Origin of the sequence: Pontibacter fetidus, assembly GCF_010119545.1 — a bacterium.
In the GTDB taxonomy this organism is placed as follows: domain Bacteria; phylum Bacteroidota; class Bacteroidia; order Cytophagales; family Hymenobacteraceae; genus Pontibacter; species Pontibacter fetidus.
Map to the genome: position 1 here is coordinate 56,326 of NZ_JAAEAA010000009.1, position 14,097 is coordinate 70,422.

The following is a 14,097-nucleotide window of genomic DNA, read 5'->3' on the forward strand; positions in this document are numbered from 1 at the left end:
TTAAACGGGAGCAGGCTTCTGGTTAGTATAGTTGTGTTTCTCTTGAATTGGCAAGTACGGATTACCAAAACGAAATGTTCAGAAAAAATAAATGCTACCCGGGTGTGGGGTAGCATTTATTACGGTAACTATAGTTTTGTGAGCTTATCAGTAAAACCTGTGGTAACTATAGTTTACATGATGTTTACTTCGGGGTGCAGGCTTATGCCAAATTTTTCTTCTACAGAGTGAATGATGTCGTATGCCAGCTGGCGTACTTTTTCGCCGGAGGCCCCGCCATAGTTTACCAGCACCAGCGCCTGGTTTTTGTGCACGCCATAGTTTTCTATTACTTTTCCTTTCCAGCCACATTGCTCAATCAGCCAGCCGGCCGGTACTTTCACGGTCATTTCTGATACCGGGTAAGCCGGCATGTCAGGGTATTGTTCTTTCAGGATGTCGTATAGGATGATCGGTATCTCAGGGTTTTTGAAGAAGCTGCCGGCATTGCCTAGCTGTTTCGGGTCGGGCAGTTTGCTCTGGCGAATATGGCACACGGCTGCGCTTACATCCTGTATGGTTGGCTGTGTGATCTGCATCTCCTGCAGGGTGGTTTTGATAGCGCCGTAGCTGGTGTTTAGCTGGTGATTTTTGTGTAGCCTGAACGTAACCGAGGTAACGATAAACTGGCCTTTCAGGTCATTTTTAAATACACTTTCGCGGTAGCCAAAGCGGCAATCCTGGTTGGTAAATACCTGTGTCTGGCCAGTTTCCTGGTTTACGGCTTCCAGCTCATAAAACACATCTTTCAACTCTACGCCATAGGCGCCAATGTTCTGCAGGGGAGCTGCGCCAACCGTGCCCGGTATCAGCGACAGGTTCTCGACGCCGCCCAGGTTATGTTCTAATGTATACAGTACAAACTCGTGCCATACTTCGCCACCACCGGCCTTTATGTAACTATAGTTTTCGTCTTCGCGGATAATCTCAATGCCCTTTATGCCATTTTGCAGTACCACGCCCTCAAAATCTTTTGTAAAAAGCAGGTTGCTACCGCCGCCAAGTATCAGTTTTGGTTCCTGCTTCAGTTCAGAGAGCTGTAACAGTTCCTGAAGTTCCTGCACACTATCGAATCGGGCAAAAAGCTTGGCTTTTACATCGATCCCAAATGTATTAAAAGGCTTAAGCGAAAAATCAGACTGCAGTTTCATAGGCGGATAATTTGCCGTAAAGATAGCTTTAGGAGTTAAGAGTTAAAAGTTATGAGTTAAGAGTTAGAGGGTAGCTTAAGCTGGGATCGAATTTTTATCGGTATACATTACTACTAATACAAATAAAATATAACCGAACTATAACCGTACCCTGAACTATAGTTTCAGCATCGAAAAGCATGTTAGTGCCCGTTTAATGATTCGGTTTATAATAAGCACTCTTAACTTTTAACTCTCAACTCTTAACTCTTCCAGCTATCTTTGCGGCATTACAAACGACAGATATGGCGAAACCGAATTTTAAACCGAAGCAGAAGCAGAAACAAACCGAGAATTTTAACATTATAGCTACCACGCTTGCCGGCCTGGAAGAAGTGCTGGCCGATGAGCTGCGCGCCCTCGATATGGAGTATGTTAAAGTGGGCAACCGTGTGGTTTCTTGTTCGGGTAACCTGCGCCAGTTATACGAAGCCAACCTGTGGTGCCGTACCGCCATCCGTATTCTAAAGCCGATCCGTAATTTTAAGGCCCGCAACGAAGACGACCTGTATGAACAAGTACAGAAAACCAATTGGAGTGAGTATTTTGACCTGGACCAGACCTTTGCTATAGATGCTGTGGTAAGCCATTCTACGTTTGAGCACTCGCTGTTTGTGGCCCAGCTTACCAAAGATGCTATAGTTGACCAGTTCCGTAAAAAGACCGGCGAGCGCCCGTCTGTTGACCGCATCAGACCGGATGTGCGCCTGAACCTGCACATGCACGAAAACATGGTAACGCTGTCGCTAGATTCGTCGGGAGATTCGCTGCACCGCCGCGGGTATCGTTTGCAGACTAACGTAGCGCCGCTAAACGAAGTGCTGGCAGCCGGTATCATTTCGCTTTCAGGCTGGGATAAAAAGTCAACGTTTATAGACCCGATGGCCGGTTCCGGTACTTTCCTGATCGAGGCTGCTATGATGGCACAGAACATTGCCCCGGGCTTGTTCCGCCGCGACCCTTTTGGGTTTGAAAACTGGAAAGACTACAACAAAGAGCTATTTGAGATGGTGTGGCGCACTGCCGAAGCCAAGGAAAAACGCGAACCACAGGCCGAAATAATTGGCTATGATATAGACCCGGATTACGTAGAGGCAGCCCGCACCAACATTGCCAACGCCGGCCTGGAGCACGTGATTAAAGTGGAGGAAGCAGACTTCTTCAAAACCAATGCCCCAACCGAACACGGTGTTTTAGTGATGAACCCGCCTTACAACGAACGTATTCTTTCCGACGACATCAACCTGCTTTACAAGAACATAGGCGACACCCTGAAGAACAACTACCAGGGTTTTGATGCCTTTGTATTTACCGGTAACCTGGATGCAGCCAAAAGTATAGGCCTGCGCGCCTCTCGACGCACCCCACTTTACAATGGTGCCATAGATTGCCGCCTGCTGAAATATGAACTATACGGCGGTAGCAAAAGGGGAGAAGAGCAGAAAGATTAACTATGGTTAATAGTTTCTAAAACATAAATAAAAAGGCATGATACATGGCGCGAGCGTCCTCACTCGTGACGTATTATAGCGGGGCCTCTGGCCCCTTTATATTTTGAGTTGCAATGTCGATGATTGAACATTTACAGTATGTAGTAATACTATAGTTTAAAGCGGCCAGAGGCCGTATGTAGCCCACACATGCGGGACGCGAGCGAGGGTCAATGTAGAGCCATACTATATTTAATTAAAGTGGGCGGGACGCCCAACTATAGTAAGTCACGAGCGAGGACGCTCGCGCCATCATACTTTTCGCGCATTAAACTTTAATAAGTTTAAATCTCACAACTTACTCTATATAGTCACACGGCGTTTACCCTTATACCATCGCACGCCAACTATAGCCGCCACTGCAACTATAAGTAAAGGCCAGATATAAACCAGACCGATCAGTAAATCTTTAAACAATCGCCAGCCACCTGAGAGAGCAGAAATGGTACGGGTAGAGAAGCTGGTTCTGTCGGAATATGATGCTGGCACCAACTGGTACATGGTTAAATTTATAGTGCTATAGTTTACCTGCTGCTGCAGCGCCTTCATTTGTGCCTGCACCACTTCTAATTCTTCCTGTACTTTCTGTAATTCAACTTCAATTGCCAGTATTTCCTGTACGTTGGTGGTCTTGTTTAGCAGCTCCAGGTACTTTTGTTTTACAGCTTGTTTGGCTTTTATGCGGGCTTCCACATCTACATACTGCAAGGTTACATCCTCCGCCGAAATGCTTTTATTATCCAGGTAAATACTCTCGCCTTGTATAGCGGTAAGCAAGGTGTTTAGTTTTTCGGGGGTAACTTTTATAGTAAAGTTGCTTTCAATCAATTCTTCCTGGCTATAGGTCTGGCTGTTGGTAATGGTAGCGCCATACGTAGCTGCAAGTGCTTCAATTTTAGTGCTGCTTTCGCGCAGGTCCTGCACCTGAAAACGGATGGTTGCTTCTTTTTTTAGTTTGCGGTCTGGGAGGCTTTGTGGAGGAGCAAGGTCTAAACTGGCAACTGCCGGCGAGACTTGTTCTGTTTCAGTACCGGAATTACAACTCATGGTGCCAAGCAGCAAAAGGGCGAAAACAAAGTATAGGTACGAGCGCATGTTGGTTAGGGGTTAGTTAACTGTTTATGCAATAAACTATAGTTAGGTAACCCGTTACTAAAGCGCAAGTTAGTTGCTAACAAACTATATAAAGCAAAGACCCGCTACAGGAGAGTAACGGGTCTTTGTGTTAGTGTAATTCACTTCCTCGGAGCAAGGCGTTTCATTCTGGTAAATAAAGCTATAAGATCATTCTGTTAAGTCAACGATCCTGAGTTTTATCTGGGAAACTTGGTGATAGGTTGGTTAAGCCAATGCTATTAACCTACAAGATTCTTCCAGGATGACAAAAAAGAGAATGAAACGACCTTACGCTCAGAGGTAAGTTACGATATCCACGGAATGTTTTTGAAGTTCGGTTTACGTTTTTCTAAAAACGCATTACGGCCTTCTTTCGCTTCTTCGGTCATGTACGCTAAACGGGTGGCTTCGCCGGCAAATACCTGCTGGCCTACCATGCCATCGTCGGTCGCGTTAAAGGCAAACTTCAGCATTTTGATTGAGGTTGGTGATTTTGCCAGTATTTCCTGAGCCCAGTCGTAAGCAGTGTCTTCCAACTCGTCGTGCGGGATAACAGCGTTTACCATGCCCATATCGTAAGCTTCCTGGGCAGAGTAGTTGCGGCCTAAAAAGAAGATCTCGCGGGCACGTTTCTGACCTACCATTTTAGCCAGGTAAGCTGAACCATAACCACCATCAAAGCTGGTTACATCGGCATCGGTCTGTTTAAAAATTGCGTGCTCTTGGCTGGCCAGTGTCAGGTCGCAGACAACGTGCAAACTATGGCCGCCCCCAACTGCCCAGCCCGGAACTACAGCAATCACCACTTTGGGCATAAAACGGATCAGGCGCTGCACTTCCAGTATGTTCAGACGCGGAATTCCACCTTCATCTACATACCCTTGAAAACCACGTGCATTCTGGTCGCCGCCGCTGCAGAAACTATAAACGCCATCTTTTGTAGAAGGGCCCTCCGCAGAAAGCAACACTACACCTATACTTGTATCTTCGCGGGCATCCAGAAACGCATCGAACAGCTCAAACACTGTTTTAGGGCGGAACGCATTGCGCACATTTGGTCTGTTAAAAGCGATACGGGCCACGCCGTCAGCTTTTTTATAAGTTATATCTTCGTATTCCTTAACGGTTTTCCAATTTGCTTTGCTCATATCTCAATTATTTGCCTCAAAGGTAAGGTATTCTATAGTTTAGCTCAAATGGTTTTAGATAGCTTATAACAACATGGCGCGAGCGTCCTCGCTCGTGACAGGTATAGGGTGGCCTCTGGCCACTTTATAGTTATAGTTTATGCTGATTTAGAATTCATGCGGGCCAGAGGCCCAACTATAGTTAGACACGAGCGAGGACGCTCGCGCCATAGTAATTCTATCTTTTGGAGTTAATTGTTTTCCAAAAGCTGCAACGTTTTAGCATCTTGCTGTCCATCAAAATATTTTTCCAGTATTTTCCGGAATACCGGATTTTCATCACTAACAGCCGCAAATAAGGTCATGCTGGATTTTAGTTTCAAATCATCGGGGCTGCCGAAAACCTGGTTGGCCGTTTTGCCAGCTATAGTTAGCAATGCTTCTGAGATCTCTGCCAAACGCTTTCCTAAAATAGGGTGATGCAGGTATGCCTTAGCTTCGTCTATAGTTTTGATGGCGTAAAACTGAGATGTCTCGCTAAACCCCAAACCAGCTACCTGCGGAAAAATAAACCACATCCAATGGCTCCGCTTCCGGCCGTTTCTGATCTCAGATAAAGCAGTTTGGTAGGTTGACTGCTGGGCTTCTACAAATCGGTTCAGGTTATAGTTGTAGGTCATGTTGCGGTTTTAAGTTTATAGTTGTTGCACTGTTCTTTTACAACTTAGGTAAACTATAGTTTAGTTTGTAAAGCAAAAGCCCGGTTACTGAAAGTACAGTTTTATACTTTCGATAACCGGGCTTAAAACAAAAACAGCTTCTTACTTCAGGAAGGAATACTTAACTCCTATGCTAAAGTTCTTAGGAACTTGCTTGAAACGCAGCATGTTGTTGGCTTCGGCAAAGGCAGACATCTTATCAGTTACATTATATTCTAAACCTGCACCGGGGCTCATACGCAACCATAATGTAGTCTCTACTTCTCCTTCATAACCAATTTCTTCCGAAGTTTCCTGTACAGTTCCTACCTCAAACAAATGGGCCAGCAGGTATACTTTCATTTTCTCCTGTTTCACAAAATCATACTGGTATTTAAACGACAACGACTTACGCTTATCCGTCCATTTTATTTTATCTGTAGTATAATTTTTGTAAACTGTTCTCTCAAACTCGTAGTTGGACACATCAATTCCAATACGGAAAGAGTTACGGCTTTTAGCTGAGAAGTAATATTGCGCGCCTACCTGGTATCCTCTGGATGGTCCTGTCGTTTCATCTTCTAAAAAAGTAGCATGGTTCGTGAAATGGGCATAAGCTACCCAGTATGGTTTTTTCTCTACAGCAACTTCAGACGCAAAATAATACGTTATGTTTCCGTTGTTATAAGCTGTAATGGCAGACGCTAATCCTTTTTCAGTAAAGTCGGTTTTCTGTATCTTTTCTATCAGGTCGGCTCTATCCTGCATTAACGTGGTAAGTGTGCCTACATATTTATAGTCGAATTTTTTGTAGCGCTTGCCACTAGCTTCGGTTACTGTTATTTCATTATTCTCAAGTTTGTGCGCCACATCATCTTTGTAAGCATAAAACTCCAGGTTGGCTGCTTCACGTTTATACAGGCTTATTTTATCAGATGATACAACCACCTGGAAAATTAAGGTACTGGTTTCGAAAGGTGAGGTGTAAGGCTTTGCTACATAGCGCTCACCGTTGTTAAGTGTTATTTCCTGTATATTTTTAGGGGCAAATGTTTGCTTGTTATTGTTGGCATCATACACATTAAGTGTAAGCGGGTTGTCGTAATAGTAAGCAATTTTACCTTCTATAGTTCGCCCGTCAGTAAGCACTACTTTACCCTGCTCAGACTGTATCTGGGCAAAAGCAGAAAGGGAACAAAAAAGGAATGTGGCTAAGAGTAAAAGTTTGTTCATAAAATGTATTTGGCTAAAAGTGTGAAAAATTTCCCGAAGATAATTACAATACAATACAATACAATACAATACAATACAATACAATACAATACAATACAATACAATACAATACAATTTTTTCAGTAACTCTCTCTTGAATGAGTGGTTAAGCTATAGTTTAGGCGTTCCGTTTCAGGCAACAAAAAGAGCACCCATTACTGAGTGCTCTCCTAATCTTAAAATATAGTTTATAGTTGTTATATTCTTCTGATCTGTGCGCCAATCGCGTTTAGTCTGCCATCAATGTTCTGGTAACCGCGGTCGATTTGTTCTACGTTATCGATAATGCTGGTACCTTCTGCGGAAAGTGCTGCAATCAACAGGGCTACACCGGCACGAATATCCGGCGACGTCATACGGATGCCGCGTAACGGAATGTTGTTGTTATGGCCGATAACCGTAGCGCGGTGTGGGTCGCAAAGAATGATCTGGGCACCCATGTCGATCAGTTTATCAACAAAGAACAGGCGGCTCTCAAACATTTTCTGGTGGATAAGCGCTGTACCTTTTGCCTGGGTAGCTACCACCAGCGCTACGCTAAGCAGGTCAGGAGTTAAGCCCGGCCAGGTATGGTCCGATATGTTCAGGATGCTACCATCAATATAAGTATCGATCTCGTAATGGTCCTGCGCCGGAATATGAATATCATCACCACGGAACTCCATTTTAATACCCAGTCTTCTGAACGTGTCCGGTATCAAACCAAGCTCCGGTATCTGGCAGTCTTTTATAGTTATCTCAGAGCCGGTCATGGCAGCAAGGCCAATAAACGAACCGATCTCGATCATATCCGGCAGCATGCGGTGCTCCGTGCCGCCCAGTTTTTCCACGCCTTCAATTACAAGCAAGTTAGAACCGATGCCGCTTATTTTAGCACCCATGCGGTTTAGCATGCGGCAAAGCTGCTGCACATAAGGCTCGCAGGCGGCGTTGTAGATAGTGGTTGTACCTTCGGCCAGCACAGCAGCCATCAGTATGTTAGCCGTACCTGTTACCGAAGCTTCATCCAGCAGCATATAAGCGCCTTTTAACTTATCCGCAGTAGCTATAAAGAAGTTATCAGCAGCATTGTAAGTAAACTTAGCACCTAATTTTTCAAAGCCTTCAAAGTGCGTGTCCAGTCTTCTGCGGCCAATTTTATCGCCACCCGGTTTTGGCATTTTAGACTTACCAAATCGGGCCAGCATCGGACCCACGATCATAACCGAACCACGGATAGCACGGCCCTGTGCCACAAACGCATCGGTGTCCAGGTAATCCAAGTCCACGTTATCAGCACGGAAAGTGTAGGTATCAGCAGAAATTCTATCTACAGCTACTCCTAAACCCTGAAGTAATTCGATAAGCTTATTTACGTCCCGGATGTCGGGGATATTAGAAATGGTAACAGTTTCGGAGGTCAGCAACACAGCACAAAGTATCTGCAATGCCTCGTTTTTTGCTCCCTGCGGTATTATCTCGCCTTTTAATTTGTTACCACCAATTACTTCGAATGAAGCCATTTACTATTTATTTCTTTGATTGGAAGATCGTGTATTCTTGTTGCGGTTGCGGTTGTCGCCGCCGCGGTTTTGCTGCTGGTTGCGCTGCTGGTTATCCTGGCGGTTGCTGCCACCTCCCACATTAGACTCAAACAGGTTATTGCTCTCAATGTAAGCCAAATCCATGTTCAGTTTGCCTTTCGATAACTGGCGGATATCCGTCAGGATCACATCGTCGGTAATGCTGTCTTTGTTATAAGAGCGGTACAGCGTTTTCATCAGTTTACCGATAGAGATAATGGCTGCTTCGCGCTCTTTCTCGTCCTCCAGTTCGGTGGCACGCTGTATCAGCAATTCTACGTTCTGGCCATAGTGCTTATACTTTGGTACCTCAAGCGGGTAGCGCATGCGCTGCGGTTTATCGTTCAGGTACTCCATGGCGCTAAGCGGGTAAGGAGCGTCCACATCGAGCTGCGAGCCTGACATCACATACAGGTGGTTCCATAGTTTCTGCTGGTAGTCCTGTGTGTCGCGCAGCTGCGGGTTTAGCTTGGCCATCAGGTTAATCAGTAACTGTGATAAGCGCGTACGCTCAGCCCTGTCTTGTACAGTTAATATATAGTTAACAAGGTCCTGTACGTTACGGCCGTATTCGCGCAGCAACAGGTCTTGTTTAAAGGAGGTACTTGCTTCCATTAGATTTTATATAAATTCAAAAGTATGAATTAGAAATTAGAAATGATAAATATTACACGTAGTGCAACTATAGAATTACGGATTTTGAACAAGAAGTTATGAGCAGTACCGGAAAAGTACAGTCAGGTATACATTCGCTAAAGCCCTAATTTCCAATTTTTAATTCACAATTTCTAATTACGCATGTATACGCAGCTTGGCAAAGCTCAGGAGCAGGGTCTTTTCGCCTACCTCATCAAAGTTTATAGTTGCTTTTACACTGTTGCCCTGGGTGTCTACCAGCGTTACTACGCCGAAACCGAATTTAGGGTGTTCTACCTTCATGCCGGCAGCAAGGTTACTGGTATCGCTAGGGGTAAAGTCGGCAGGAGCGGTGTAGGCTGTAGCGGCTTGTTTGCGTGCCGGTGGCTGCACCAGACTGCTGATGCTGCTCTTGCGCTGTAGTACGCGCTCAAACACACTATTGATTGCCGTATTCCCAGAGTCGCCATACTTAAAGTTCAGGTACTTCGGATCGATTTCATCCAGGAAGCGGCTCTTTTCGCAGGCACGCAGGTTGCCCCACTGGTAGCGGCTGGTAGCATAAGTTAAGTATAGTTTCTTTTCGGCACGGGTAATGGCCACGTAAAACAGGCGGCGTTCTTCTTCCAGATCAGCGCGGGAGTTCAGCATCATCTGGCTCGGGAAAAGGTTCTCTTCCATTCCAACTATAAACACATTCTTAAACTCCAAACCCTTAGCCGAGTGGATGGTCATAAGTGTTACGTGCTCGCCTTGTTCATCTGCTTTGGTATCAGCGTCGGTAATAAGGGCAATGTCCTGCAGGAACGCAGAAAGGCTTTTGTCTTCCTTCTCCGGGTCGTCTACATACTCTTTTATACCGTTCAGCAATTCCTGGATGTTCTCGTAGCGGGCAAGTCCTTCTACGGTTTTATCCTGGTACAGGTCATCTACTATACCTGAGCGCTTGGCTACATGCTTGGCAACTTCAAAGGCATCGTTCTGTTCAGCCATAATCGCGAATTCCCGGATCATCATCGAGAAGTTTTCGATAGCCGTGCCCACGCGGTTGCCTAAAAACTCGGTGGCGTTCTGTACTACTTCCCAAACACTGTGGTTAATTTCATCAGCTGTTACAAAAAGCTTCGACTCTGTAGTTTCGCCAATGCCGCGTTTCGGGTAGTTTATAACGCGGCGTAGCGCCTGCTCATCGTTATGGTTAACGGTCAGGCGCAGGTACGCAATAAGGTCTTTAATTTCTTTTCGCTGATAGAACGACAGGCCACCTACAATTTTGTACTTGATGTTCATGCGGCGCAGGGCTTCTTCCATGGCCCTGGACTGCGCGTTGGTGCGGTAAAGTATAGCAAAATCGTCGTAGGAGAGGTGGTTGTTCATCTTTTCTTCAAAGATGGTTGTTGCCACCAGTTTGCCTTCTTCGTTATCTGAGTTCGCTTTTATAACTTCAATCAGCGGACCCTGTTCATTGTCGGTATAAACATCTTTCTTCAGCTGCGCGGAGTTATTTTTTATAACTGAGTTAGCCGCATGCACAATGTTTTTGGTTGATCTATAGTTCTGCTCCAGCTTAAATACTTCCAGCTCGGGGTAGTCGCGTTCAAAGTTCAGGATGTTCTGGATATCGGCACCACGGAATGCATAGATAGACTGCGCATCATCACCTACCACCACAATATTACGGTTCTGGGCAGCCAGCTTACGTGTGATCAGGTACTGCGAGTAGTTTGTATCCTGGTACTCATCCACCATCACAAACTTAAAGATGTTCTGGTACTTGTTCAGAGCATCGGGGTGGTCGCGGAAAAGCACGTTGGTCTGGAACAACAGGTCATCGAAATCCATCGCGCCAGCCTTAAAGCAGCGGTTCTGGTACTGCTCGTAGATCTTACCTATTTTGGGGCGCATGGCAGCTTCGTCGTCGGCTTGTATTACCGGGTCGTTTAGGTATTGCTTATGCGAGATCAGTTTGTTTTTAGCTGACGAAATGCGGCCCAGCACCACGTTTGGCTTGTATAGTTTGTCGTCCAGGTTCATCTCCTTCACAATATTGCGAATGAGTGTTTTGGAGTCGTCAGTGTCGTAAATAGTAAAGCTTTTCGGGTAGCCAATTTTGTCGGCTTCGGCGCGAAGGATGCGCGAGAAAACCGAGTGGAACGTACCCATCCAGATGTTTTTGGCCTCATTACCGATCACTTTCTCGATACGATGGCGCATTTCTTTGGCCGCCTTGTTGGTAAAGGTCAGGGCCAGTATGTTAAACGGATCGACCCCAATGCTGATAAGGTGGGCGATCCGGTAAGTAAGCACTCTTGTTTTGCCTGAGCCGGCACCCGCTATGATCATGGCCGGGCCATCGGTGTGCAATACCGCCTTGCGTTGCGACTCGTTCAATAAACTGATATAATCCATTTCTTCTCTTCCGCGTGCGTCTTTTTATTGTGATGCAATTTACGAATACTAATCCGTTTTCAGAACCGATGCTGTAAATTGATATGTGTAACAGCGGCTATGCTTGCCACTGCCTACTCATGAACAATACTAACCTTAAAAGCGTTTTAAAACAGGCTAACTAAACAGGCCCGAATATTGTAAGCAGAATGATGGCTATACTTGCCCATTTGAATTAGAAGCAGGTTATGGCTACTTTTGCTTTATAACATGCTTCTGAATAAGAAGAATTTATACAGATGATCTATCAAAAATACTGCTCTACTATACCTGCCATGAAAAAACTATTGCTGCTTGCCCTGTTCGTTTTTAGCGCGCAGTTAAGCCCGGCACAAAGTAAACCGACACAAAAAACCGGCAAAGCTCCTGAAAAGAAAACTGCTACCACGCAAAAGGCAACTTCAGCCCAAAAAGCAAATACCGCAACTATAGCAGCTAAGCCGGTAGCAAAAGCTCCCGAAAAACTTATCTGGAAAACACCAGCCATGCAGGAAGCAATGGCACTTTACACGTCACAAAACTATAAGCAAGCCGAAGTTAAGTTCAGAGAAGCTGCAACACAGGGCGAACCGGAAGCTTTATACTTTTTAGGCCGCATGCACCAGTACCGCGAGCTGAAATATGATAATGTACAGATCGATACTTTAACTGAGCTTCAGAACCGGACTAAATTCTTTTCAGCTAACGCCGATTCGGCAAAGTATTATTTTGAACGTGCCTTAGAAGAGAACAGTCCGTTGGGGCAACTGGGTATGGCAGAAATGATGGTCCTGCGTACGGAAGAAGATAAAGAGAATTTTTTGCAGAAGATGCGCACAGCCGCTATAGTTATCCGGGAGAAAGCTGTGGAAGGCGATGCATTTAGCAACCGTATGCTAGGTAGTATGTACTACACCGGCTATGGCGAAATGAAAGATTTAGGGTACGCCTATAACTACCTGAACCGTGCTGCTAACAAAGGAGATGTGGTAGCTTATACTTTTCTGGCAAATTTATACCTGGATGGGGAAGGAGTGGAGCCAAGCAAAGAGAAAGCGCTTTTCTGGCTTAAAAAAGGGGCAGAGGCCGGCGACCGCGAAGCGCTTTACACGTTGGGCCTGCTTTACGAAGAAGGAACTATAGGCGAGCCAAACCTGGAAGAAGCCCGCAAACTATACCGCCAGGCCATTTCGAAGGGTAGTGTAAGTGCTTACGAGCAGCTCCGTTATATGAACCAGACAGCCGATCAGAAGCTAGTAATTGCATCTATTATGCGAAACCCTGATATGCTGGCGCGTGCGCTTAAAAATAAGGCCAATGTAAACACCTTAGCCGTGCCTGATGATTATGATGCTGAGGAACTGAGTAAGCGTACCCCTTTAATGCACACTGTGTACCTGCCCCTTTTGCTGGAAGATTTCGGTGTAGTATATGAGCCTGAAGTTCGCCCGGCTATGGTTGGCATGTTGCTGAGAAATGGTGCTGATGTTAATGCAAAAGACGAAAAAGGAAAAACTGCTTTGCATTATACTGTAATCGGAGCCCGTATAGCTAATTCGCAGTTGTTTGAGCAGGAGCAGGTGCAACTGCTGGACACGCTGCTAAAGTATAAAGCTGACCTGAACATAAAAGACAACGAAGGTAACACAGCCCTTACTGCGGCACTACAATCAACAAACGGGCAGCACATTGGCATTATGGAGCTGGAAAAACTGCTTGCTTCAGGTGCGAACCCCAATATCCAGAACAACGATGGCAAAACACCTTTAATGCTGGCATGCGAACTAAACTCTGATTTCGAAATTATACTTGCCCTCGTGCAAGCCGGTGCAGATCCTAAATTGCTCGATCAGGCTGGTAAAGCAGCTATAGACTATACCAAACAGGAAAACGTAACCAATATCCTGATGGCTGCCGGATCGCCGCAAAAGAAGAATTAAGCTTTTAGAGTAAGTATAGATGATGAGATTTTAAAAAGGTGATTGTGTAAAACGCATTCACCTTTTTTGTTTTAAATGCTCGAAGGTTTTCCAAAGGCTCCGAGGAATTAACCGGTCCTGCTATAGTTGCGCTTAACGTTCTATAGTTCGTGTTATCCAACCACCCCTGACCCTCAGCGCTACGCTCGCTACCTTCTAACTCTAGTTCTCGATAGTCTAAGGCGGGGAGTTTTTACCCCATCCCAACTTTCCCCTAGAAACAGGGGAAGGAGCTCTTTCCTTTGCTATAGTTAGCATTTTTGTATTTATAGTTACAGACCAAGATCGGACAGGTCGCGACCTGGCCCTACGGACCTACGACCACGATCAAGCTATGCAACTATAAAGTATCAATATCAACTAAAGCTTAGCTATCGAATTGATCTCAGTCTTTGGGTTGAGCGCCTTTGATTTGTTGCGGTGGCGTGAGCCAATCCGAGGCACGAGGATAGCAAGAAGGCAGCAGCGCGATGCCCAAAGACGGGGCCTCCCTTGAAGAGGGCCCCTACCCCCGCCGTGAGGGCACCAAAGCTGGATTGAAACGATAGGTGAGTAAAGCTC

10 protein-coding genes are annotated in these 14,097 nt (G+C 45.6%); 2 read left to right on the forward strand and 8 right to left on the reverse strand.

Annotation, left to right across the window (positions count from 1 at the left end):
- Window positions 1-173 precede the first annotated feature (173 nt).
- Entirely contained in the window at window positions 174-1,190 is a 1,017-nt protein-coding gene (gene murB / locus GWO68_RS08495) for a UDP-N-acetylmuramate dehydrogenase (protein WP_162346008.1), read from the reverse strand.
- Between the two features lie 284 nt (window positions 1,191-1,474).
- Here murB and GWO68_RS08500 point away from each other — a divergent pair, with 284 nt between their 5' ends.
- Window positions 1,475-2,680 carry a THUMP domain-containing class I SAM-dependent RNA methyltransferase gene (locus GWO68_RS08500; protein ID WP_162346009.1) on the forward strand — a complete coding sequence of 402 codons (1,206 nt, stop codon included), beginning with the start codon at window positions 1,475-1,477 and terminating at the stop codon, window positions 2,678-2,680.
- Window positions 2,681-3,022: 342 nt separating this feature from the next.
- Here GWO68_RS08500 and GWO68_RS08505 read toward each other — a convergent pair whose 3' ends face one another.
- From GWO68_RS08505 to GWO68_RS08535, 7 genes are all read right to left on the reverse strand, one after another.
- Entirely contained in the window at window positions 3,023-3,814 is a 792-nt protein-coding gene (locus GWO68_RS08505; RefSeq protein WP_162346010.1) for a DUF4349 domain-containing protein, read from the reverse strand.
- 326 nt (window positions 3,815-4,140) lie between these two features.
- Window positions 4,141-4,983 carry a 1,4-dihydroxy-2-naphthoyl-CoA synthase gene (locus tag GWO68_RS08510; RefSeq protein ID WP_162346011.1) on the reverse strand — a complete coding sequence of 281 codons (843 nt, stop codon included), beginning with the start codon at window positions 4,981-4,983 and terminating at the stop codon, window positions 4,141-4,143.
- 230 nt (window positions 4,984-5,213) lie between these two features.
- Entirely contained in the window at window positions 5,214-5,642 is a 429-nt protein-coding gene (locus GWO68_RS08515) for a DUF1810 domain-containing protein (RefSeq protein WP_162346012.1), read from the reverse strand.
- Window positions 5,643-5,783: 141 nt separating this feature from the next.
- Window positions 5,784-6,893 (reverse strand): hypothetical protein, encoded by a 1,110-nt coding sequence (locus GWO68_RS08520; protein WP_162346013.1) that lies wholly within the window; start codon window positions 6,891-6,893, stop codon window positions 5,784-5,786.
- A gap of 236 nt (window positions 6,894-7,129) precedes the next feature.
- Window positions 7,130-8,434, reverse strand: coding sequence for a UDP-N-acetylglucosamine 1-carboxyvinyltransferase (murA, locus tag GWO68_RS08525; RefSeq protein WP_162346014.1), 1,305 nt, complete (start codon window positions 8,432-8,434; stop codon window positions 7,130-7,132).
- Between the two features lie 3 nt (window positions 8,435-8,437).
- The gene (locus GWO68_RS08530; protein ID WP_162346015.1) at window positions 8,438-9,109 is read right to left on the reverse strand and encodes a DUF4290 domain-containing protein; all 672 of its coding nucleotides are present in this window, start codon (window positions 9,107-9,109) and stop codon (window positions 8,438-8,440) included.
- Window positions 9,110-9,286: 177 nt separating this feature from the next.
- Window positions 9,287-11,539, reverse strand: a complete 2,253-nt coding sequence (locus GWO68_RS08535; protein ID WP_162346016.1) for an ATP-dependent helicase — start codon at window positions 11,537-11,539, stop codon at window positions 9,287-9,289.
- Between the two features lie 278 nt (window positions 11,540-11,817).
- Here GWO68_RS08535 and GWO68_RS08540 point away from each other — a divergent pair, with 278 nt between their 5' ends.
- A complete protein-coding gene (locus tag GWO68_RS08540) occupies window positions 11,818-13,497 on the forward strand; it encodes an ankyrin repeat domain-containing protein (protein ID WP_235941998.1) in 1,680 nt (559 codons plus the stop codon).
- Window positions 13,498-14,097 lie beyond the last annotated feature (600 nt).